At 65.6% G+C, this 21970-nt stretch carries 16 protein-coding genes; 4 read left to right on the forward strand and 12 right to left on the reverse strand.

What is annotated here, in order from left to right:
• On the forward strand, positions 1 to 1074 hold the full coding sequence (locus HMPREF3171_RS00965) for an HNH endonuclease signature motif containing protein (protein WP_083291890.1): 1074 nt from the start codon (positions 1 to 3) through the stop codon (positions 1072 to 1074).
• A complete protein-coding gene (locus tag HMPREF3171_RS00970; protein ID WP_246815286.1) occupies positions 1071 to 1424 on the forward strand; it encodes a DUF3054 domain-containing protein in 354 nt (117 codons plus the stop codon). The genes HMPREF3171_RS00965 and HMPREF3171_RS00970 overlap by 4 nt, the downstream gene beginning before the upstream one ends.
• Before the next feature lie 123 nt (positions 1425 to 1547).
• On the opposite strand, the gene HMPREF3171_RS00975 is transcribed toward HMPREF3171_RS00970, so the two are convergent.
• The 11 genes from HMPREF3171_RS00975 to HMPREF3171_RS01025 all read right to left on the reverse strand — a co-directional run bounded on the left by HMPREF3171_RS00975 (position 1548) and on the right by HMPREF3171_RS01025 (position 19600).
• Positions 1548 to 3089 (reverse strand): acyl-CoA carboxylase subunit beta, encoded by a 1542-nt coding sequence (locus tag HMPREF3171_RS00975; protein ID WP_070482247.1) that lies wholly within the window; start codon positions 3087 to 3089, stop codon positions 1548 to 1550.
• On the reverse strand, positions 3086 to 7807 hold the full coding sequence (locus tag HMPREF3171_RS00980) for a type I polyketide synthase (protein ID WP_070482249.1): 4722 nt from the start codon (positions 7805 to 7807) through the stop codon (positions 3086 to 3088). The genes HMPREF3171_RS00975 and HMPREF3171_RS00980 overlap by 4 nt, the downstream gene beginning before the upstream one ends.
• 35 nt (positions 7808 to 7842) lie before the next feature.
• Positions 7843 to 9660, reverse strand: a complete 1818-nt coding sequence (locus tag HMPREF3171_RS00985; RefSeq protein ID WP_070482254.1) for a FadD32-like long-chain-fatty-acid--AMP ligase — start codon at positions 9658 to 9660, stop codon at positions 7843 to 7845.
• A 33-nt stretch (positions 9661 to 9693) separates the two neighbouring features.
• On the reverse strand, positions 9694 to 10635 hold the full coding sequence (locus tag HMPREF3171_RS00990; protein ID WP_070482256.1) for a cutinase family protein: 942 nt from the start codon (positions 10633 to 10635) through the stop codon (positions 9694 to 9696).
• A 23-nt stretch (positions 10636 to 10658) separates the two neighbouring features.
• Positions 10659 to 11156: a hypothetical protein gene (locus HMPREF3171_RS00995; RefSeq protein ID WP_070453272.1), complete on the reverse strand. Its 498-nt coding sequence runs from the start codon at positions 11154 to 11156 to the stop codon at positions 10659 to 10661.
• Complete coding sequence (locus HMPREF3171_RS01000) at positions 11156 to 13099, reverse strand: alpha/beta hydrolase-fold protein (protein WP_070423322.1); 1944 nt, start codon at positions 13097 to 13099, stop codon at positions 11156 to 11158. Before HMPREF3171_RS01000 ends, HMPREF3171_RS00995 begins: the two co-directional genes overlap by 1 nt.
• A 191-nt stretch (positions 13100 to 13290) precedes the next feature.
• A complete protein-coding gene (locus HMPREF3171_RS01005) occupies positions 13291 to 14289 on the reverse strand; it encodes an alpha/beta hydrolase (protein WP_070423323.1) in 999 nt (332 codons plus the stop codon).
• A gap of 71 nt (positions 14290 to 14360) precedes the next feature.
• Complete coding sequence (locus HMPREF3171_RS01010) at positions 14361 to 16121, reverse strand: arabinofuranosyltransferase AftB family protein (protein ID WP_070482258.1); 1761 nt, start codon at positions 16119 to 16121, stop codon at positions 14361 to 14363.
• A gap of 25 nt (positions 16122 to 16146) precedes the next feature.
• Entirely contained in the window at positions 16147 to 17142 is a 996-nt protein-coding gene (locus HMPREF3171_RS01015) for a decaprenyl-phosphate phosphoribosyltransferase (RefSeq protein WP_070482259.1), read from the reverse strand.
• Entirely contained in the window at positions 17143 to 17661 is a 519-nt protein-coding gene (locus HMPREF3171_RS01020) for a phosphatase PAP2 family protein (RefSeq protein ID WP_070423326.1), read from the reverse strand.
• Positions 17651 to 19600 carry a glycosyltransferase gene (locus HMPREF3171_RS01025; RefSeq protein ID WP_141743301.1) on the reverse strand — a complete coding sequence of 650 codons (1950 nt, stop codon included), beginning with the start codon at positions 19598 to 19600 and terminating at the stop codon, positions 17651 to 17653. Before HMPREF3171_RS01025 ends, HMPREF3171_RS01020 begins: the two co-directional genes overlap by 11 nt.
• Before the next feature lie 162 nt (positions 19601 to 19762).
• On the opposite strand from HMPREF3171_RS01025, the gene HMPREF3171_RS01030 reads away from it, so the two are divergent.
• Together HMPREF3171_RS01030 and HMPREF3171_RS01035 are read left to right on the forward strand one after the other, a co-directional pair.
• The gene (locus tag HMPREF3171_RS01030) at positions 19763 to 21277 is read left to right on the forward strand and encodes a SulP family inorganic anion transporter (protein WP_070482260.1); all 1515 of its coding nucleotides are present in this window, start codon (positions 19763 to 19765) and stop codon (positions 21275 to 21277) included.
• Positions 21278 to 21287: 10 nt separating this feature from the next.
• The gene (locus tag HMPREF3171_RS01035; protein WP_070482262.1) at positions 21288 to 21698 is read left to right on the forward strand and encodes a hypothetical protein; all 411 of its coding nucleotides are present in this window, start codon (positions 21288 to 21290) and stop codon (positions 21696 to 21698) included.
• A gap of 9 nt (positions 21699 to 21707) precedes the next feature.
• On the opposite strand, the gene HMPREF3171_RS01040 is transcribed toward HMPREF3171_RS01035, so the two are convergent.
• Positions 21708 to 21914 carry a hypothetical protein gene (locus tag HMPREF3171_RS01040; protein ID WP_070482264.1) on the reverse strand — a complete coding sequence of 69 codons (207 nt, stop codon included), beginning with the start codon at positions 21912 to 21914 and terminating at the stop codon, positions 21708 to 21710.
• Between the last annotated feature and the right edge of the window lie 56 nt (positions 21915 to 21970).

The following is a 21970-nucleotide window of genomic DNA, read 5'->3' on the forward strand; positions in this document are numbered from 1 at the left end:
ATGACTTCATTTACTGCTCTCGTGGACACGCTGGCCAGCGCCGTTGATGCGCTCGCCGGTTTCGACGAGCAGTACGCCCTCCAGGCAGGCCTCGACCCGGCACAGGTTCGCGAGTGGGCCGCGCTACACACGGTGTACTTCGGCCGCACCGCCTACACCCGCAAGCAGGCGGTGGCGCTGGAGCGGGCACGGGGGTTCTCGCTGCACCAGTTGGTGGCCATCGAGCGCCGCCTGAAGCGCCTGCCAGTCAACGAGCGTTGGGCGCCGCGGCTTGCGCTGCTGGAGGTGCGCGGCGACTACCGGGCGGTGCAGAAAGCCGCACGCGAATTGCTTCCCGACGACGACCGCACCCCCGAAGACGCCTTCCGCTTCTCTGCCTCACGCGGCGGGAAGCGGAAGTTCTCCGGCTGCGGCGACGAACACGTGCTGGCAGCACTGGAAAAGCAGTTGCGCTCCGGGCTGGACGCGTCGAAGCCGGCGGGCCCGCAAATGTTCGCCCGGTTCGCCGACATGCTCACCGCGGGCGGCGGGGTGCAGGTGCAGGCGCCGCGCCCGATCGTGGCGGTGCCGGCGGACCAGCACGTGACAATCCTCGCCGACCACGGCGACGACGTCCTGCTCGCACTTTCCGACGGCACCACCATCACCGGCGCCGAATACGTCGCGGCATTGTTAGGCGAGACGTTTCCGACCGAGGTCGCGCTCGTGCACCCGGAGGCCGGGCCGGTGAACCTGTATCGCACGCAACGCGTGGCCAATGCGAAACAGCGCGACCTGGCCCGCATGGCCACCCCGATGTGCCCCGTGCCCGGGTGCCGGATAGCTGCAGATCTGTGCGAGTTCCACCACATCACGGCGTGGTCGCAAGGCGGGCAGACCAACCTGGCCAACCTGGTGCCGCTGTGCAGGTACCACAACCGGGTCAACCACGACGACCCCCGCCACACCAACCGGCGCGGAAGGATCGAACGGATCCGGGGCCGGCCGGTGTGGGTTTCACCGCGCGGGTACCCGGTGTTTAGGCCCGGCGGAATCATGGACGCGCTGTTCGGGCGCTACCATCTGCGAGTATGACGAAACGAATCACACGCCCCACCGCGATCGCGGCCGACTACGTCGCCATCGCGGTATTCGCGCTGCTCGCACGCGCCGCCCACCAATCCGAAACCATGCCGTTCAACTTCACCGGCTGGCTATCCACCCTGTGGCCGTTCGCCCTGGGTGTGACGCTGGGATGGCTGATCGCCCGTGACAACAAGGGCGGCATCATCTGGCCGGTCACCGTGATCACCGGCCTGGTGATCTGGGGCATCCGCAACGGTTCGATCCCCCACTGGTCGTTCATCATCGTGGCGACGACCATGTCCGCGCTGCTCATGCTCGGCTGGCGCGGAATCGCAAAACTCTGGTCGAAGAAAGCCTAGAAGCTAGAGCCGAAGTTCCAGAGCGGATCACCCGTCTGGATGCCATTGATGAACCAGATGATCATGCTGACAAGGTCGCCGAACAGGTCGAGGGTGGAGGAAAGCATAGAAGAAGGGCCTTTCTTACAGGGGGCTGATGGTGTGCTTCTTAGGAAGGTCGAATTCTTGTTTGGTGGCCAGTTGGCGAAGGGCTCGTCGTAAAGCAATGCGTGTTTGATTGGGCTCGATCATCTGGTCGATGTACCCACGCTCCGCAGCCACGTACGGGGAAGTCATCTCCTGGTCGTAGAAGTCCATGAACATCTTCTTCATGGCCTCACGCTGATCAGGGTCCTCGATGGCGGCGAGCTGCTTGCCCTGCAGCATCACCACCGCCGCCGCCGAACCCATCACGGCGATCTGGGCGGTGGGCCAGGCGAGGTTGATGTCGCCGTTGAGGTTCTTCGACCCCATCACCGCATACGCGCCGCCGTAGGCCTTGCGCACAACCAGCGTCACCTTGGGCACGGTGGCTTCCACACCGGCGAACGCGAACTTCGCGCCACGGTGGATCAGGCCTTCGCGCTCCTGCTCCACGCCAGGCAGGTAGCCGGGGGTGTCCACGACATAGACGATGGGGATGTTGTAGGCGTCGCAGGTGCGGATGAAACGCGCGCCCTTGTCGGCGGCGTCCGCGTCGATGCAGCCAGCGGCGTACATCGGGTTATTGGCGACGAAGCCGACCGCCTTGCCGTCGATGCGGCCGAAGGCACAGATGAGGTTTTCGGCGTAGCCGGCTTGGATTTCGACGAGGTCTTCGTCGTCGCCAAGTTGCACGAGCAAGTCCATCATGTCATAGCCGGCGTTCGTGTCGTCGGGCATGAAGGAATCGAGTGCGGAGTCGTCCAACTCCTCGTCCGCGGGGGCCGTCACGACGGGGGCCGCGTCGAAGGTGGAGGTGGGCAGGTGGGCCAGCAGGTCCTTGACGTAGTCGAAGGCGTCCTCCTCCGTAGCCACCACGGCCTGGATGTTGCCGGCCTGCTCCTGTACGCGCGCACCGCCGAGTTCGGCGGACGTGATGTCTTCGCCGGTGACCTCGCGGATCACGTTCGGGCCGGTGACGTACATCTCGGACTCGCCGTCAACGGCGATGACAAAGTCCGTGGTCACCGGGGCGTAGACGGCGCCGCCGGCGGACTTGCCCAGCATGATCGAGATCTGCGGGACGCGGCCCGACAGCGGCAGCTGGCGCTTGGCAATCTCGGAGTACATGGCCAGCGACGTCACCGCGTCCTGGATGCGGGCGCCGCCGGAGTCCTGGATGCCGATCACGGGACACGAGATCTTGATGGCGAACTCCATGACCTCGGTGACCTTGCGACCGAACGTCACGCCAACGGAGCCGCCGTAGACGGTTTTGTCGTGGGCGTAGACGGCGACGAGGCGGCCGTCGATGCGCCCGTAGCCGGTGACCACACCGTCGGAGTAGACGGCGTCCGGGTCGCCGGGGGTGCGGGCGAGCGCGCCGATTTCGACGAAGGAGCCCTCGTCGAGCAGGGCGTCGATGCGTTGGCGCGGGGTGGTGCGGCCGGCGTCGTCGCGACGCTTGCGCGAGCGTTCCGAGCCCGGATCCTGCGCTTTGTCTAGCCGTTCGCGCAGGTCGGCGAGTTTGTCGGCGGTACTCATCGCTTCCCTTCGATCCATGCGTTCATATGCTTACCGACGATGCCCACCGCCGGCTCGTCCACAACCGCCAAGTGGTCACCGGGCAGGTGGACGATGGTCAAGTCGCTCACGATAGCGCCCCAGCCGCCGTCCTCGTCAATGTGGGCGTAGTTCGGCTCGAGCTGGATGGCGCCGTCGTGCATGCGTTCGGCGCGGAACAGCAACACCGGCACGTCGACATCGGCCCAGCGGGTGAAGTCGAGGTGATTGAGGATCTGGTTGTCCACAAACGACGCACGCTGGTGCTCCAGGACGCCGGCGGCCAGGCCGTGCTCGGAGGCGTCCGTGCTGGCCAGGAACTCAGTGAGCATGGTCAGCAGCGCGTCTTCACCGGCGGTTTCGAGCAGCTCGTAGGGCACCTCGAAGTCCAGGCCGTAGGTTTCCTTGGCAAAGGCGGCGTAGCGGCCCCAACGCGCCTTGGTTTCCTCGAGCGTGTCGGGGATCGGCTCGGACGGCTGGGGGGTGTCCAGCAGTGCGATGTAGTCGATTTTGTCGTTGCCCAACTGGGATGCGACCTCGTAGGCCAGGGCGCCGCCGAAGGACCAGCCGGCGAGGATGACCTTGCGCTCGCCTGCGATGCGCTCGATGTCCTTGACGTACTCGGCAGCACGCTCCTGCAGGGAGCCTTCCAGGCGTTCGACGCCGTAGACCGGGACGTCCTCGTTCAGGCGGCGGGCCAGCGGTGCGTACACTGACGACGACCCGCCGGCCGGGTGGAAAATATAGACAGGGTTCTTGGCGGCGTCGCCATCTCGGAAAACGCGGATGTTGCCGTCGACCGGGGTCTCCAGACCCTCGCGGACCTTGTTCGCAAGCGGTTCGAGCGTCTCGGCGCCCAGCACATCCTCGGCGGTGACCTCGATGCCGGAGCGCTCGGTCAGGTGCGCGGCGATCTCGCCCGCCTGCTCCTTACTAATTTCCGGCAACTCCGACGTCACACCAGCAGCCGCCGCACCGGCGTACTTTGCCCAGGCACCGAACACCATGCGTTCGGACGCGTCGCGCGGGGCGACGCCCACGCCCTGGGTCTTTTCGGCAGCAGCGGCCGGGTCGCGCGCCTCGTCGTTGACAGCCATCGGCTGAGGCGCATCGGTGCGGCCTGCGACGGCGTCTTCGACGATGCGGATGACATCGGCGACGGAGGCGTCGCGAAGCGTTTGCACCTGCAGCGGTGGGATCTGGAAGTCGTTTTCCACCCGGTTTTTGATGCGCATGCCCATCAGGGAGTCGAGGCCGAGGTCGATCAGCGGCAGTTCGTCGGGCAGGTCCTCGGGGTCGTAGCCCATGGATTCGGACACGATGCCACGCAGGCGCTCGGCGACGGTCTCGCCGGAGGTGGGGTCCCAGCGCACGGCGTCGATGTCGTCGTCCTGGTCCTCGTCAGAGGCGGCGGCCGGGGTGTCGTCGATACGCGTGGGCTCCATGACGCCCTGAACCGGGGCGCGGTCGATGGTGGAGGCGAAACCCTCCGCAACCAGCGCGGAACCGTCGTACACCTTGACGGACACGCCGCCGAGCGAGGACGCCACCACAGTGGTCACCTCGCCGTCGGCGGGCAGGTAGCCGTGCTCTTCCGTAGCGACGACACGCGCACCCTCGGCTACCTCGGCCGCAGCGGACTCGATGAGTTGGTGCGGGCTGAAGACCTGGTCGGCGGCGGTCGCGAACGCGACCTCGCCGCTCGGCAGCGTCACACGGGAGCCCAAAAGCGACGTGCTTGCCGACGACGGCCTCGCCGGCGTCCAGTGATCCACCTGCTTAAACGCCATCTTCGGCGCGTCGATGACCTTGCCTGCGCCGTAGAAGGCGCCGAAGTCCACCGGCACGCCGCCGGCGTAGAGCTTGGCGGCGAGGTCCAAAAGCGACTCGAGCTCGTCGACCTTGCGCTTGGTGGTGAACAGCAGCTGGGCGTCCGGCTGGCCGGCGGCGAAGGCGGTGTTCATCATGCCCATCAGTGCAACCGGGTTCGGGGTGATCTCTACCAGTGTGGTGTGGCCGGCGGCGAACGCGGCTTCGGTGGCGTCCTGGAAGTAGACCGGCTGGCGGGTCATGCGGAGGAAGTAGGCGTCGCCGTGGATGGTCTGGCCGGGCTGGTAGACCTCGCCGCGGTCGACGGACGAGAACAGCGGGACACGCAGCGGTCGGGCGTCCAGGCCTGCGATTTCGCCGGCGAGCTCGCCCATGATCGGGTCAAGCGCGCTGGTGTGGCCGGCGCCGCGCACGTTGAGTTTGCGGGCGAACTTCTCCTCAGCGGTGAGTGCCTCGACGATGTAGTCGACGGCCTTCGACGGCCCGCCGACGGTGGTCATGCCGGGGCCCGCGTAGACGGCTGGCTCAACGCCTGCAGCCTGCTCATGCTTATCGACGAACTCCGCCAGCTCCTCGCGCGACAACTCCACAACCGCCATCGCGCCTTCTTGGTCGGTGCCGGCGATCATTTTTTCGCCCTCGCCCATGAGGCGGGCGCGGGCGGTGGCGATGAGGATGCAGTCCTCGTCGCTCAGCCCGCCGGCACCGTAGGCTGCGGCAATCTCGCCCATGGACATGCCCATGGTGGCGGCCGGGGTGATGCCGACGGAGGCCAGCAGGTCGGTCTGGGCGATCTGGATGGCGGTGATGGTGACCTGGCCGGTTTCGGTGTCGTAGGTCAGTTCGTCGTTATCAATGATCTCGAGCATGGACCAGCCGGCTTGGAACTTGACCATCTCGTCGAGTTCGCGCATACGGCGGGCGAACAGCGGCGAGCGGGCGATGAGTTCCTTGGCCATCTTGCGGTGCTGGGAGCCGAAGCCGGAGTAGACGAAGACGGGGCCCATGGGGGTCGGTGCGTCGGCGGATGCGATGCCGGGGCCGATCTTGCCGGCAGCGACCTGGCGCAGGCGCTTGACGGCGTCTTCGGTGGTGGTGGCCTGGACGACGGCGGCGGAGCGGCCGTGGTTGCGCTTGGCCAGGGAGCGCGCCACCGGGATGAGGTCGGTGTCGGGGCGGCCTTCGAGGAAGTCGGCGAGCGCGCCGACAGCTTCCTTGCGACGAGAGGGCAGCAGGCCCGACACCGGCAACGCCGCCGCAGCCACGCCCTCGAAGGACGGCTCGGTTTCGGGTGCCTGGGTGTCGTAGTCGGCCGGGTCGAAGTCGGCGACGACCACGTGCGCGTTCGTGCCGCCGAAGCCGAAGCCGGACACGCCGGCGATGCGGCGGCCGGAGTAGCGCGGCCACTCGCGCGGGTCCTGGACGACCTCGATGCGCTCGGTGTCGAAGTCGACGTAGCGGTTTGGGGCGGTGAAGTTAATGGACTCCGGAATCGTGTCGTGCTTGAGCGCCTCGATCACCTTGATCAGCGCGACGACGCCGGCGGCGGATTCGGAGTGGCCGATGTTGGACTTCGCCGACCCCAGCAGCAGCGGCGAGCCAGCGTCGCGTCCGCGGCCGAGGACTTCGCCGAGTGCGGTGGCCTCGATCGGGTCGCCGAGGATGGTGCCGGTGCCGTGGGCTTCGACCACGTCGACCTGCAGCGGATCCACGCCGGCGTCGTCGTAGGCGCGGCGCAGCACGTCTACCTGGGCGTCCGGGTTGGGGGCGGTCAGGCCGTTGGAGTGGCCGTCGGAGTTGGTGGCCGAGCCCTTGATCACGGCGATGATGTTGTCGCCGTCGGCGATGGCGTCGTCGACACGCTTGAGCACGATGAAGCCTGCGGCGTCGGCGCGGACGATGCCGTCGGCGTCGTCGGAAAACGCGTGGATGCGCCCGGTCGGCGAGATCACGCCCAACTCCGAAAACGCAAGCGAGGCAAACGGGTTGGCCAGGATGTTCACGCCGCCGGCTAGGGCGACGTCGGCTTCGCCGTCGCGAAGCGCGCGCACCGCGTGGTGCACCGACACCAGCGACGAGGAGCAGGCGGTGTCCACGTTCATGGACGGGCCGCGGAAGTCGTAGGCATAAGAGATGCGGTTCGGGATGACCGCGGAGGATGCGCCGGTCAGCGCGTACGGGTGCGCCTCGGCTGGGTCGGCGACGATGAGCATGCCGTAGTCGTTGTTGGACGAGCCGACGAACACGCCGACGGGTTCGCCGCGCAGCTTGCTGGGTGCGAGGCCTGCGTCTTCGAGGGCTTCCCACGCAACTTCGAGCATGATGCGTTGCTGCGGGTCCATGTTTTGGGCCTCGAGTGGGGAGACGCCGAAGAATTCGTGGTCGAAGGAGGCGATGCCGTCCATGTAGCCGCCGTCGGTGTTTTCTTCCGACATTTTGGTGCGGACGACGGGGTCGCCGAGGTATTCGTTCCAGCGTGGTGCGGGAAGTGGGCCGGTGGCGGAGCGGCCTTCGATGAGCATTTGCCAGAATTCGGCGTTGTTTTTGGCGCCTGGGAAGCGGCCGGCGGAGCCGATGATGGCAATGTCGTGGGTGCCAGGGGTCGCAGTTGCTTGACGACGACGCCTTACCGGCCCCTCCGCCTTCACCGCCGTCAGCGCCGCGGCGATCGCGGCGACGGTCGGGTACTGGTAGGCGATGGTCGGGTCTACGCGGCGGCCGAGGAGCGTTTCCAGTTCGCCGGAGAGGATCACGGCGTCGCGGGATGCGAGGCCGTAGGTCTCCAGCGGCGTGGTCGGGTCGACGTTATCTACGCCGGTGGCGCGCTCAACCCAGCTGGTGAGCCACTGAATCAGATCATGCTCGTTCATAACAGCTCAGACTATCGCCCACCGGCGGGGTTTTGTTACTGCGTTGCAGCGTGTTCGCGATCGGTGAATCGTTTCGCGTTGACGCGGCGGGCGATCTTGCCTGCCGAGGAGCGTGCGATCTCGCCCGGACCGTAGAACTCGACGACCTCCGGGGCGATGCCGTGCTTGGCGGTGACGGCGGAGCGGATGGCGTCGATGGCGGCTGCGTCGCCGTCGGCGGAGGCGTTGTCGGCGCGTTCGACCATGATGATGAGGCGCTCGACGTCGTCGCCAGGCACTGCGAATGCGGCGACGGAGTCCTTGCGCACGTGGTCGGTGGCCTCCATGACGGTGGCTTCGATGTCCTGCGGGTAGTGGTTGCGTCCCGCCACGACCACGAGGTCCTTGACGCGGCCGGTGATGTACAGGTGGCCGTCCAGCATGGTGCCCAGGTCGCCGGTGGCGCACCAGTTGTCCTTCGGCATGCCGTCCTGGATGGTTTCGCCGATGGTGTTGTGGAACGTCGCGGCGGTCTCCTCCGGGCGGTCCAGGTAGCCGGCGGCGACGTTCTTGCCGTGGACCCAGATTTCGCCGATGGTGCCGTCTTCGACCTCGTTGCGGGTCTCCGGGTCGACGATGGCGAAGTGCATCCAGTTCACCGGCTGGCCGTTCGACGCGGTAGCCACGCCGCCTTCCGCCGGGACGGCCTTGCCCTCTGCGAGTGCGTCGCGGTCGAACTCGATGAACTTCGGGCGCTCATCGGTGCGGTCGGTGGACACCAGCAGGGTGGTCTCGGCCAGGCCGTAGGACGGGCGCAGCACGGAGCGGTCGAGCCCGGAGGCGCTGAACGCGTCGATAAACGCGGTCACGCCCGCGCGGGTAACCGGCTCGGAGCCAATGATGATGCACTCCACGGCGGAGAAGTCGTACTGGTCCGCAGATTCCGGCGCGGCGTAGCGGGCGGCGAGGTCCAGCGCGAAGTTGGGGATCACGGTGTAGACGTGGATGTCGGCGAGGTCGTCGTCGCGACGCGACAGGCGCTCCACCCAACGCTTCGGCTGCTGGATGAAGTCGCGCGGGGCGAAGATCTCAATCTCCTGGCCCAGCACGACGCCGATCATGGCCACGATCATGCCCATGTCGTGGTGCAGCGGCAGCCAGGTCGGGATGCGCATCGGTGTTTCGAACTTCACCGCGTCGTTGATCTGCAGAACGTCGGTGACCAGCGCCTCGTTGGTGATCATCACGCCTGCCGGGTTGCGGGTGGAGCCGGAGGTGTACTGCAGGAAGCAGATCTGGTTCGCGGTGTCCTCCCCCGGCACCGGCGGGATTGGCTGGTAGGACTCGGCGAGCGTGTCCGGCAGGGAGTCCACGGCGATGACGCGGGGACGCTCGGTGCCGGGCAGGTCGGCGAAGTAGCGGCGCACAGCGGGGGCGGCGGCGGAGTTGGTGAGCACGATCTGGACGCCGGCGTCGCCAAGCACTGCGCGCAGGTGGCCCTCGTGGCCCGGCTCGGTCGGGTCGTACAGCGGCACCGGCACCTGGCCCGCGTAGAGCGCACCCATGAAGCCGAAGACGTACTCGGCGGAGTTCGGCGCCATCAGCGCGACGCGTGCGCCCGGCTCGCCGACCTGGGCGAGGCGTGCTGCGACGGCCTTGATGCGGGTGTTGACCTCGGAGCGGGTGAACGTTGTTTCCACACCAGCTGGGTCGGTGGAAAAGTCCCACGCGCGGACGTTGATCGCGTCGCCGCCGCCGGCCTGCAGTTGGGCCTGGTGGATCATTTCGGCGAGTCGGGGCAGGGTGAAGTGTTCTGGCAGGGCGATGTCGCCGTCGGGGCCGATGAATTGGGCGGTCAGTTGCTGAAGATCCATCGAAAAACTCCTTGTTTTACACCTGTATTCGAGTTACAAACTCTCTACCACGTCACGGACCCAATTGACAGCCCACTCGGGCACTGTCGAGCCCGGAATCACGTCCGGATTTGTGGCATATAGTGCATGATTGCCGTTAGCCGAAATGAGTGCGTTTGCGCGTTCGATCGCGTTGCCTACACCCAGTGGGGCGTCGCAAACGGTGTCGTTCGGCGCGCAGATTTCGTAGGCACGATCCTCCACGAGACCGAAGCCGCCGGGGCGTGGTCCGGTCATGGTGGCGCCGGGGGTGACGGCGTCGGCGACGCGCTGCAGCGGCTGCAGGACGATCTCCGCGCCGGTGCCGTGCACTTCGGCGCCGGGGTTGATGCCCACGCCGTTTTCTCGGCGTCCGTCGGCGATCATCATCGCGCCGAGCAGACGGTCCGGGTTGATCGGACCCTCGCTATTGCCTATCGACGACGCCACGTCCCCCACAATCACCGCACCCTGCGAAAAGCCCGCAATGATGAACTTTGTCGACGAGCAGGTGCGCGCCACGAAGTCCAGTTCGCCTCGCAGTTTCGCGGTGCCCTCGGCGCGGGAGTCGTCGTAGGTCATCTCGGCGCGGCCGTGCGCGGTTTGGATGTTGCGGAACTGCGCGGTGTACGGGACGGTGAACACGCGCACGTGGTTGATGTCGTACATCTCCTGCAGCGGGCGGGTGATGGACAGCATGAAGCTGGCCGGGTTGGCCTGGGGGTTGAACGGGTCGTCGTCTGCCGCGGATTCCCAGGTGCCCGGTACGGAGATGACTTCGACGGCGGGGCACCAGTCGGGCTCGTCGATACGCTCGGGCGCGCTGGTTTCCGGCGGTTTGCTCGCAGAGGGCAGCCCGTCGTCGCTGGTGGTGCGCCACTGGTAAATGCCCAGGCCGATAAGCGCCAGCACCACAATCACGGCAGCGACGACGACAACGTTGCGCGATCGGCGCATGAAAACTCCTTACACGTGCGGGGTTAGCCGCACAGGTTGGCGCGAGCGGTGTCGCTGAGCAGGGTCGCTACGGTGCCTGCGTCCATGTCGGTGCGGCGCTGTTCGACCAGTTGCCCGGCGACGGCGTCGCGGGTGATCGTATCGTCGTCGCACACGGTAAACCCGGTTGCTGTGAGTTGGTCTTCAAGACCGTCGACGTTCACCCCGTTTTGCCTGAGGTGATCCAGAAACGCCTGCTCCTCCGGCGCGTATGAAGGCACCTGGGTGGGCACGGTTTCCACTTCCCGTGCGGGTTGGTCGCCGGCGCCATTGCGTGACGACGACCCCGGCGCCGCAGCCGACGACGCCGTCGCGGATTCCGTCGCGGACGCGGTACCCGACTCAGTGGCCGAGGTGGCCGTTTCCGTGGCTGAGGTGGCCGCAGTTTCGGTGACGTCCTCGGAGTCCACGGTGGCTCCACCGCAGGCGGTGAGGGCGGCGGTGCAGGTGATCGTCGTCAAGCAAAGGGCGAATTTGCGCATTACTTCTTCCTTACGTTGACCACACCGTTGACCTGCTCAACCGTGCCGTGCTGGAAGTCGATGGTCAGACCGCCAGCCGGGATCTTCGCCATGTCCTTCACCGGCCAGCCGAGTTCGCCCTGCTCGTAGCCACGCTTGCCCCACTCGTTGAAGATGTCGCCCTTGAGAATCGTGTGGGCGCCGGTGGCAGCGGACCAGTAGATGTTGCCGTGCTCGAACTCCTGGAAGAAGCCGCCCTTGATGGCGATCTCATTGGACTTCGGGTAGCCGAGCTCGGAGGTGGCGGTGCCGATCTCGCCGTACTTCTCGCCGATCGCACCGTGGACGATGTAGTGCTTGCCGTCCGGGTTGCGGGTGAGGTAGCCGCCCTGGAACTTCTGCACGTAGCCGTCGCCAACCTTGTTGGCCTCGGCAACCGGGTACTTCAGGTCGCCGGTCTCGTAGCCGTTGGCACCCCATGCCTTGAACATGTCGCCCGGGATGGCGTAGGCGCCGGTGTTCGCGGTCCAGTAGACGGAGCCGTTTTCGAAGTGGACGAAGCGGCCCTGTCCGTCCGGTGCCTGGAGCTCGCCGGTGGTGGGGAAGCCGAGCCAGCCAGCGGCGCCGCCGAGCGCGTTGTACTTGGCCAGGATTGCGCCGTACAGGGCGTGCGCGCCGGTGTTCGGGGACCAGAACGCAGTACCGCCGCGGAAGTCCTGGGCCTTGCCCTTGCCGTCCTTGCCCGCGTTGTACTCGTCGTTGACACAGGTGCCGATGACGCCGGACTTGGTCTCTTCTGCGATCGCACCGATCGGGTTGCACTTGGAGCCACGGTCAGCCTCCGGCACGTCGAGGGCGTTAGCGATGTACGGCCATGCCTGTGCCATCTCGAACTGCCAGTACTCCCACGAGTGCACGCCAGAGGGGCGGAAGCGCACGATCGGCTTGACGGAGGTGCGCGAGGCGTAGTCCACGAACGTCTGGGTGGACAGGCGCGAGATGACCTCCAAGCCCATGCCGGCAGCGTTCGCGCGGCCCTTGGCCACGGATTCAGCGTTGCCGTAGTCGTCGCGGCCCGAACCGGAGGAGACGTAGACCGTCATGTCCTTCAGGTTCTCAATGCCCAGCTTCGGGTCGTGGTCGATCCAGTCCTGGGAGCCCAGCGGGCCCCACATGGCCTCGGCGCTGTAGCCGCCGGCATCCAGCTGCGCGGCCTTGATCGCGGACGGCATGCCGGTGGTCGTGGTGTCCAGGTAGCCGGAGAACGAGCCGACAAAGTTAAACAGGTGCGGGTTGCGCTCAGCCAGGTTGACTGCGGCGGTGCCACCCATGGACAGGCCGACAACGGCGCGCTTGCCGTTGGAGCGGAACTCGTTGTTCAGCACCGGGACGAGCTCCTTGGTCAGGAACGTCTCCCACTTGTAGTGCTTGCCGTTGTTCTCCCGCTGCCAGTCGGAGTAGAAGGAGGACTCGCCGCCGACCGGGAGGATGACGTTGACGTTCTTGTCGGCGTAGAACTGCTCGATGTTGGTTTCGATGGTCCAGCCGTTTTCGTCGTCACGCGCGCGCAGGCCGTCGAGCGCCCACACTTCCGGGAACTTCGCGGTCGGGTTGGAGTGCCAGTCACGTGCCAGCAGGATCTGCACCTGGATGAGTTCCTTCGGCATGGCCGCGGACTTGATGAATACGGCTACGCGACGGCTGGTGATCCACTCGATGCGGTCCACCTTCACGCCCTCCGGCAGGCCGGGGATCTCGGGGTTCTTCTCCACCTCGATCGGAGTGCGCTTTGGCGGGTCGGACGGGCGCAGACCGTCGGAGATGCCGCGGTTCGACGACAGCGACGAAAGGTCCGAGGACTGTGCTTGGGCGGTGACTGCGGCCGACGGCGCCAGCGTGAGAGCCAGCGCGGCAGGCAGCAGGGCTGCGGTGAGCCTGGTGGGGGTGATCCGGTTGTCTCGCATGAGTCTCCTACCTCGTCGGGCTACTTGTGTCACAAGAGTATCGCCCTAAATCTTAAGTTTCACTTGAGGGTTTAATCGAGCGCGACACGCGGGGCGTTACTGCAAACACTTCCGCAAACACCTCTACAAACAACAAAAGGCGCGTGCGGAACACATCCGCACGCGCCCTCACCTGGCCGGAAATCCGGGAACTACCAGGCGTTCATCACATTCAGAATGCGCGGCTTGGTGGCCTCGAGCTGGCTGCCAAACTGATCCCAGTTGTGCAGGCCGGTCGGGGTGAACACGGCAGTGTGCTTCACGCCGGTCACGGTGGCCTTGGCGGACCAGGCGCGCGTCGTCGCGTTGGCAACGCCCTCGAGCGCGATGCCGGCGGCTTGGTGCTGCGGCAGGTACTTCGCGTCGGCCGGGCCCGGCACGGCGGAGCCAGCGGAGACGTACACGTCCTTGCCGCGCAGGTTGCCCATGTTCAGGAACGGATCGTTTTCAAAGCGGCGCGGGTTCAGCGAGGAGCCCCACATGGCGTTGACGTTGTACATGCCGCCATCCAGGAGCGCGGCGCGCAGCGCGGTCTGACCACCCGGGATGGTGGTGGCCAGGTAGCCCGAGTAGGACAGCACCTGACGGAACTGGTTCGGGTGCAGCGCAGCCAGGTTGACCGCGGCGGTGCCACCCATGGACAGGCCGAGGATGGAGTTGTTCGTCGGCGACACGCCGAAGTGCTGCTGCAGGTACGGCGGCAGCTCCTTGGTCAGGAACGTGTCCCACTTGTAGGTCACCGGGTTGTTGAAGTCGTAGGTCGCCGGGGCGTTCCAGTCGGTGTAGAACGACGACTGTCCACCCACCGGCAGCACGAGGGTGATGTTGTGGTTAACAAAGGTGCGTGCCGCGTTGACGTCGTTGAGCCACGCGTTGGTGCGCTCCGTCGCACGCAGGCCGTCGAGCATGTACAGGCCCGCGTTGCCGCCGCGCTGTGCGGGCTGGATCTGAACCGGGATGTGGCGGTTCATAGCGGCCGACCACACGTTGCAGCGCTGGACCCAGTAGCCCACCCGGTCCCAGGTGCAGCCGGGGCGCAGCCAGTCGCGGTTGGCCGCGGCGGCCTGTGGCGCGCTCACGATGGAGATCGCGCTGAGGATCGCGACCAGCACCGCAGTGAGTTTGCGGCGCACGGAGGTTCGAGTGTTCATGCATTCCCCTCGAGACGTGTTTTCAGGCAAAAGACACGTTCACGTTACCAACCCGAAACATAGTCCGCTATTCACTTGGTCGGCCAGGCGATTTGTCGGGTGGGGCTGGTGTGACTGAGGTAGTGCGTGGGGTCGTCGTCAAGCGTGAGCGTGCGGCCCGGGCCCAACGAGTAGCGGACGTTGGCCCAGAAGCGGTCCCAGCTCATGGGTTCGCGGGAGGTGGCCAGCAGGTCGGCGATGTCGTCGCTACGCAATGCTTCGCGCGCGTCCTGCGCTTTTTGCTTATCGACGAACTGCGGCAACTTGTCCAAATCCGCATCCGTATCCGCCACCTGCCACTCCAGGCCCAGTTCCTTGTCGTGGCCGATGCGCCCGTCCGGCACGCGTGGCATACGAGCGGCGATTGGAGTGGCCAGGCCGACCGTGTCCAGGATGCGGGTGTTCAGCGGCGCGTTCATGCTGGTCATACCAAGGTTGACCATGTAGGCGGTCAGTTCCAGATCGCGCTGGTCGGTTGCGTCGGGCTGGCGCTCGCGCACAAACCACTTGTAGCGCGTTGGATCAGAGCTCACGACGGCCAGGCTGATCTGGGCGGCGTCCTCGTCGAGGCCTTGCTCGATGGCCTCGTTCCAGTCCCACATGAGTTTCGAGCCGAGGAAGTCTTCGGCGTACAGGGGTGGGTCGCCGGCGTCGCGGCCGACGGCCATGGTCCAGAAGTCGCGCTCGTCGACAATGCCGAGTTCCTTTTCGCCGTTGTTGTATGGCTCCCAGTCGATGGGATGCGCGCGCAGGACGATCACGCTGGCCCACACGACAAGCGCGGTGCCGACGGCGGCGGTGACCTTGGTGTACGGCACCGCCATCACTGGCAGCAGCAGCGCGAACAGGGGCAGCAGCCACATGCGGCCGTGCATGAAGTCGCCGCCGACGCGCAGTACGTACAGCATGTGCGCGAGTGCAACGCCGGTGGTCAAACACACAATTGCTAATCGACGCCCCCTCGCACCCCACAACAACCACACCGCCACCGCAGCAGCGCCGAGGAGAGGCAGGGCCAGCCAGTAGTAGCCGAAGAAGTCCGCAAAGTACTCCCAGCCGCGGGCCCATTCAGAGCCGCTGGCGGACTTGGCCACCGCGGTGTGCGGGGTGATCAGGCCGTAGTAGCCCATGCGGAACAGTTGGTAGCCGGCGGGAACCGGCAGCGCTACGGCGAGGATGCCTAGCGTTTTGCGAGGGCTAAACGCGATGAGCATGATGCCTGCCACCCCGCCGTAGAGCGCGAGTTCGGGGCGCACCAGCCAGGACAGGCCGGACCAGAACGCGAGGAAGTAGCCGGCGTAGGGTGCGCGGCGTTTGACGGGTTCGGCCCACGCGACGAGTGCCGCCCACCAGATGGCAATCCACAGCAGCGACATGCCCCACTCGAGCCCGGAGGTGGCAAAGTCGCGCGCGGGCGGCAGCGCAACATAAATGATGATGCCGAACGGGATGACGGGGCCGACCCTGCCCCAAAACTTGCCGGAGGCGTACGCGGCGGTAGCGGCGGCTGCGGCGGTGCACAGCAGCGCCAGCCACATGGCGATGCTTTCCAGGCGCGCATCCGTGAGCCACCCGAACAGCGTGATCAGGTACTGCCACAGGGTGGAGGTGTTGGCCTCGACGCGCTCGCCGGCGTTGAACACGGGACCGTTGCCGGCCAACAGGTTGCGCACGGTGCGCAGGACGATCAGACCGTCGTCGGACATCCAGCGGCGGGTCCAACCGCCCCAGAATGCGGCAACGCCCGCCACCACGGCTGCGGCGAGCGCGGAGATGCGGGCGTTTTTAGTCATTGCGCAGATGTTACTGCGTTTTGTCCTACCAACCTAAGTTCGGCACAACGTAGACCGCCATGACGATGCAGAAGATCCAAGCTGCGGCGAGAAGCTGCAGCACTCGGTCCTCGAGGGCGATCTCGTCGGGTGCACCGCCCTGGCCGCCGTCGACCACGGAGGCGTAGCGCAGGATCGCGATCACGAACGGCACCATGGATACCTGGTACCAGATGGCGGCGGTGCCCTCGACGGAGTTGGAAAGCTGGAAGCCCCACAGTGCGTAGGACATGACCACGGCGGTGGCGGACAGGGTCCAGACGAAGCGCAGGTAGGTTTCGGTGTAGCCCTGCAGCGAGCGGCGGATCTCCGCGCCGGTTTCCTTGACCAGCAGCAGTTCTGCATAGCGCTTGCCGGAAGCCATGAACAAGGAACCGAACGCGGCGACCAGCAGGAACCACTGCGACAGCTCGATGTCGGCAGCGACACCGCCGGCCATGGTGCGCAACATGAAGCCGGAGGACACCAGGGCGATGTCAATCACCGGGATGTGCTTCCAGCCGAAGCAGTAGCCCAGCTGCAGCGCAATATAAATACCGATGACCCAGGCCAGTGCAGCGCCGTCGGTGGCCAGCAGCGACAGGCCGAGCGCCGCCACGATAAGCAGCGCGGCCATGGCATAGGCCAGGTTGATCGGCAGCATGCCGGAGGCGATCGGGCGGAAACGCTTCGTCGGGTGGCGTCGGTCCGACTCGACGTCGCGGGCGTCGTTGATCAGGTAGATCGAGGACGCACCGAAGCAGAACACGATGAACGCCAGCAGGATGTCCACCACGGTGTGGCGGGTGAACGCTTCCGCGCCGGCAGCCAACGGTGCCGCCAGCACGAGGACGTTTTTCACCCACTGCTTGGGGCGCAGCCCCTTGATCATCGCGTCGACGAGGTTCTTCGGTGGGGTTTTCTTCATCACCTGGTCCACACCTGAGGTGTGGGGTTCAGACTTCAGCAGCGGCTCGTCGATAGGTTCTTGCGTGTGTGCCACTTAAATCCTCTTCTCCGCTTCAATCACGGCCTTGGCCGTCCCCGCGCCGAGCAGTGCGCCGGCGAGGGTGTCGGTCGGGTAATGGACGCCGAGCACGTTACGCGACAGCATCATTACGGGCACCAGCAGCCACGGCCACTTCTTTCCGGTGATGTTGGCCAGGTGCGCGGCGGCGGCACCCGTGTTCGCGGCGTGCGAGGACGGGAACGATAGTTGGGAGGGCGTTCCCACCCCGATCTTCACCCGCGGGTCATTCGGGCGTGGGCGTCGCACGATGCGTTTGAGCACCACGGTTGCAGCGTGCGCGGCGAAGGTGCCGACGCCAAGTGCGAGCCACTTTGAGCGCCGTTGCTTATCGACGTCCCCAATGCTCGTTGCGATGGCGCCAGCCATCGCAACACCCAACCATCCAAGGTCGTGCTCACCGAAGTATGAGAGCACACGGGCACCTTTGGCGGTGGCGGGAGAATAGAGCGCGTCCTGGATGGCGACGAGCAGGTCTGTTTCCTTACTGGGCATCGAACACCTTCCCCCAGTTGTCGTGGCTGGTCAGGTCTTCGCGCGCGTCGCGGTAGATGCGCTTGAGTTCCGGCCAGCGCTGCTTGATGTCGGCGCGCAGCTGCTTTTGCTCTTCAACAAGTTTGTCGGCGAGGGCCTTGTCGCGCTTGCGGAAGGCCACGCCGGTGCCGCCGGCGGTAGACACGGTTGCCGAGTCCACGCGTGCCAGGGTGTACCAGCGGGCTTCCTCCGCGGTGAGGTTCAGCTGCGGGGCATCCCAGTGGGCGCGGTCTTCGTCCTTACGCAGGTGCAGCAGCGCCTTGACGGCCCACGGGATCTTCTTCACCTTGGCCAGGCGGCCGCCCATTTTGTTGGTCGGCACACCCGGCGCGCCGGTGGGTGCGGGCAGTTCGGTCGCGGACGGCAGGACCTGCGCGTCGGAGTACTCGCTGCGGATCTTCTGGATGCGCGGCAACGAGGATTCGAGGATGTCGAAGAGTTGGTCCGGGCCCTTCAGGAAGTCACGCATTGCCTCGTTTTGGATGGCGATGGTGGAGTACTCCATGCAGAAGTAGTGCTTCGCCGTGGACTTCTGCATGTTCTTCAGCATCGCCTCGGGGTTGTCCGGTCCGTAGATGGAGGCGACGATGAGGCGGTTGCGCATGTGGAAGTAGGCCTGCCAGTCGATGGCGTCGTCCTTGTCGGCCCAGGCCATGTGCCAGATGGCAACGCCCGGCCAGGTGACGGTTGGGAAGCCCGCTTCCTTGGCGCGCAGGGCGTACTCGTTGTCGTCCCACTTAATAAACAGGGGCAGCGGCAGGCCCATCTTCTCTGCGACGACGCGCGGGAACAGGTTCATCCACCAGCCGTTGTAGTCCACGTCGATGCGGCGGTGCAGCGGGCGCGAGGTGGTCTTACGCGGATCCAGATCCTCTTCCTCAGTGCCCACGTAGCCGAGTGGGTACTTGGCAAAGTCGTGGTCGTACACGGCGTGCTTGGCTGCGGAGAACATGAAGATGTTCGGGTCGACGGTTTCGCCGGTGGTGCGCAGCTGGGAACGGTCCTGCAGGTTGAGCATCTGGCCGCCGACCAGGATCGGCTGCTTGGCGTAGCGCGCGGCCTGCACGGAGCGCACGATGGAGTCCGGCTCGATGGCGATGTCGTCGTCCATGTACAGGATGAACGGCGCGTCGGTGCTGTTGAGCGCCTCGTACATGATGCGCGAGTAGCCGCCGGAGCCACCCAGGTTGCCCTGGTGGAAAATTTGCAGTTTGCCACCGAGATTCTTCTCCGCTTCGGCGAAGTCCGGCTCGTCCGCCGGGTGCTGGTTGCCCTGGTCGGGCATGAGCACATTGCTAATCGACGCCTCCACGTACGGGTCCTCAGCCAACGCATGCAACGCGTTGACCGCATCCCGGGGACGGTTAAACGTGGGGATGCCAACGGCGACTTGTTTGGGTTGGGGTGGGACCACGGTGCCGTCGTCAAGCACTTGCTCTTGCGGCTCCTGCGGGGAGCACCACGCCGCATCGCTGATGCGCGTGTCCTCTTCGGCGGTGATGTCGAACCACAGCCAGCCGCCGTCCTCGAAGTTGCCCAGCTTCAGCGGGATCTCCGTGTAGCCGGTCGCGTCCACATTGGTCACGCTGATGCGGGTGCCGTCGTGCTTCGAGCGGTACACCGAAATCGTCGCACGACCCTGAACCGTCATCGCCAGGACGACGGTGTCCAGCTGCGACCAGCGGCGCCAGTAGCTCGCCGGGAACGCATTGAAGTAGGTCTCGAAGGAAACCTCGTTGCCCGCAGGAACCTCAAAACTCGTCCGGTCCGACCAGCGCAGGCGCTGCTTGTTCTGCTCCTGCTCGATCAGGTACAGCATGCGCACGTCGTGCGGCTCGCCCTTCTTCGGCATCAGCACACGCGCAAGCGTGTCTACCGCGAGGTTGTTGCTCGTTTCCACAGCTCTCACTTTCTATTGTGGGCAGTCGGAGTTAAGCGTAATCGCTGGGCGCCGAATCTCCCGCTGTGGCTCGCGGGGTGTCGGCCGATGTCGGCGCCGTGGGCTACGGTTGCCACGGTTGTCACAACGTTTTTGAACGGAAAGCGAACGGAAAGCACAGGCATGTCTGTATCTCTCGAGCACGCCCCGACCGGGGTGGTTGCGTCGTTTCGTTATGCGTTTTCTTCGGGGACGCGGCTTCGTCGTGAAGTACTTGCCGGGCTCACCGTCGCACTCGCCCTGATCCCCGAGGCCATCGCGTTTTCGATCCTGGCCGGCGTCGACCCCGCCGTCGGCCTGTTCGCCTCCGTCACCATGGCTGTGACCATCGCGTTTACCGGCGGGCGGCCGGCGATGATCTCCGCCGCAACCGGCGCAGTCGCCCTCGTCATCGCACCCGTCTCGCGCGAGTACGGCATGGACTACTTCATCGCCACCGTGCTGCTCGCCGGCGTGTTCCAAATCATCCTGGCGGCACTCGGCGTGGCGAAACTGCAGCGCTTCATCCCGCGCTCAGTCATGGTTGGTTTTGTCAACGCCCTCGGCATCCTCATCTTCGCTGCGCAGATGCAGCACCTTATCGACGTCGCCTGGCCCGTCTACGCGCTCACCGCCGCCGGCCTGCTCATCATGGTGTTCTGGCCGAAAATCACCAACGCGGTCCCCGCCCCGCTGGTTACCATCGCGGTGCTGACCGTCGTGGTTGTGCTTGCCGGCATCACCGTGCCCACCGTCTCCGACATGGGCGAACTACCCCGCTCCTTCCCCGCCATGATGATCCCGCACGTGCCGCTGACGTGGGAGACGTTCCAGATCATCGCGCCGTACGCGCTGGCCATGGCAATCGTGGGCCTGTTGGAATCGCTCATGACCGCAAAACTTGTCGACGACATCACCGACACCCATTCCGACAAAACCCGCGAATCCTGGGGCCAGGGCGTGGCCAACATCGTCACCGGCCTCTTCGGCGGCATGGGTGGCTGCGCCATGATCGGCCAAACCCTGATCAACTCTCGCGAAGCCGGCGCCCGCACCCGCCTGTCCACCCTGCTGGCCGGCGTGTTCCTGTTGGTTCTCCTGCTGGCGTTCGGCGATGTTGTGGGCATCATCCCGATGGCCGCGCTCGTCGCCATCATGATCGTCGTCTCCCTTGGCACGATCGACTGGCACTCCATCCACCCGCGCACCCTCAAACTCATGCCGGTGTCCGAAACCATCGTCATGGTGGTCACCGTTGCCGCCACCTTGATCACCAGCAACCTCGCCGTCGGAGTGGTGCTCGGCGTGGTCACCGCCATGATCATGTTTGCCCGCCGCGTCGCCCACCTCGCGTCGGTAGAGAAGGTGGCGGAGCTCGACACTGATGGCGACGGCCGCATCGACACCCGCACCTACCGCATCCACGGCCAACTCTTCTGGGCATCCAGCAACGACCTGGTCTACGCCTTCGACTACGCCGACGACGCCGACCACATCATCATCGATCTCAGCCACGCCGAAATCTGGGACGCCTCCACCGTGGCCACTCTCGACTCCATCACCCAGAAGTTCCACAACCGCGGCAAAACCGTCACCATCACTGGCCTCTACGGCCCCAGCAAAGACCGACTCGACCGCCTCACCGGCCAACTCCCGTAGGCTCTTCGCCATGAAGCCTTACAACTACAACGGCGATTACGACGCCGACGGCCTCCCCATCGGGGGATCTGGAGACCGGAGTGGAACTGGCGGCGGACAGGGTGGCGGATTTCTCGGGGGAAGCTCGGTTGATCGCTCGCCACTCGGCGCCCCCAATGAACACCGCACCCCCGGCACGCCCGCCCGCAACTACACCATCGGCGCAATCCTCATCGCCATCTGCGTGCTGTCCTTTTCGTTCCTTTCCGGCGCAACCGCCGTGTTTGTCGGCATCTTCGGTGCCATCGCCGGCGCCGTCTTCCTCATCATGGGTGTTCAAGGCAGCAACGACGCCCCCAACCTGGAGCAGCACTACTTCGACTCCCAACCCGACGTGGACTGGGACGACAACTTCAAGCGCGAGTTCGGCGACGGGCGGTAAGTGGTTCGGCTACGGGCCTAGCGCCCCGATCGGCACAACCACCACACCGTCCGCTCGACGGTGTGCAGGCCCACCAGAGGTGACAACGAGCAACACGGTGTCCTGTTCAAGCTGTTCGTCAAACCTCTTAAGGGTGTCTGCCGCGTGATCGAGAATTTCCGGCGTGTACCCAAGCTTGACCTCAACCAGGATGTCGACGCCTTCGTAGTTCACCACCGCATCAACTGGGCTGTGTCAAATTCTGTGGACGGGTAAACCCGTTGTGTTTGGTT

It is taken from the genome of Corynebacterium sp. HMSC08F01 (genome assembly GCF_001807545.1).
Lineage (GTDB): Bacteria > Actinomycetota > Actinomycetes > Mycobacteriales > Mycobacteriaceae > Corynebacterium > Corynebacterium coyleae.

Coding starts and splice junctions, on each gene's coding strand:
- HMPREF3171_RS00995 (WP_070453272.1), bottom strand. CDS start 11,156: ATGCGCAAATTCGCCCTTTGCTTGACGACGATCACCTGCACCGCCGCC.
- HMPREF3171_RS00985 (WP_070482254.1), bottom strand. CDS start 9,660: ATGGATCTTCAGCAACTGACCGCCCAATTCATCGGCCCCGACGGCGAC.
- HMPREF3171_RS01035 (WP_070482262.1), top strand. CDS start 21,288: ATGAAGCCTTACAACTACAACGGCGATTACGACGCCGACGGCCTCCCC.
- HMPREF3171_RS00965 (WP_083291890.1), top strand. CDS start 1: ATGACTTCATTTACTGCTCTCGTGGACACGCTGGCCAGCGCCGTTGAT.
- HMPREF3171_RS01030 (WP_070482260.1), top strand. CDS start 19,763: ATGTCTGTATCTCTCGAGCACGCCCCGACCGGGGTGGTTGCGTCGTTT.
- HMPREF3171_RS00970 (WP_246815286.1), top strand. CDS start 1,071: ATGACGAAACGAATCACACGCCCCACCGCGATCGCGGCCGACTACGTC.
- HMPREF3171_RS01000 (WP_070423322.1), bottom strand. CDS start 13,099: ATGCGAGACAACCGGATCACCCCCACCAGGCTCACCGCAGCCCTGCTG.
- HMPREF3171_RS00975 (WP_070482247.1), bottom strand. CDS start 3,089: ATGAGTACCGCCGACAAACTCGCCGACCTGCGCGAACGGCTAGACAAA.
- HMPREF3171_RS01020 (WP_070423326.1), bottom strand. CDS start 17,661: ATGCCCAGTAAGGAAACAGACCTGCTCGTCGCCATCCAGGACGCGCTC.
- HMPREF3171_RS00990 (WP_070482256.1), bottom strand. CDS start 10,635: ATGCGCCGATCGCGCAACGTTGTCGTCGTCGCTGCCGTGATTGTGGTG.
- HMPREF3171_RS01005 (WP_070423323.1), bottom strand. CDS start 14,289: ATGAACACTCGAACCTCCGTGCGCCGCAAACTCACTGCGGTGCTGGTC.
- HMPREF3171_RS01010 (WP_070482258.1), bottom strand. CDS start 16,121: ATGACTAAAAACGCCCGCATCTCCGCGCTCGCCGCAGCCGTGGTGGCG.
- HMPREF3171_RS00980 (WP_070482249.1), bottom strand. CDS start 7,807: ATGAACGAGCATGATCTGATTCAGTGGCTCACCAGCTGGGTTGAGCGC.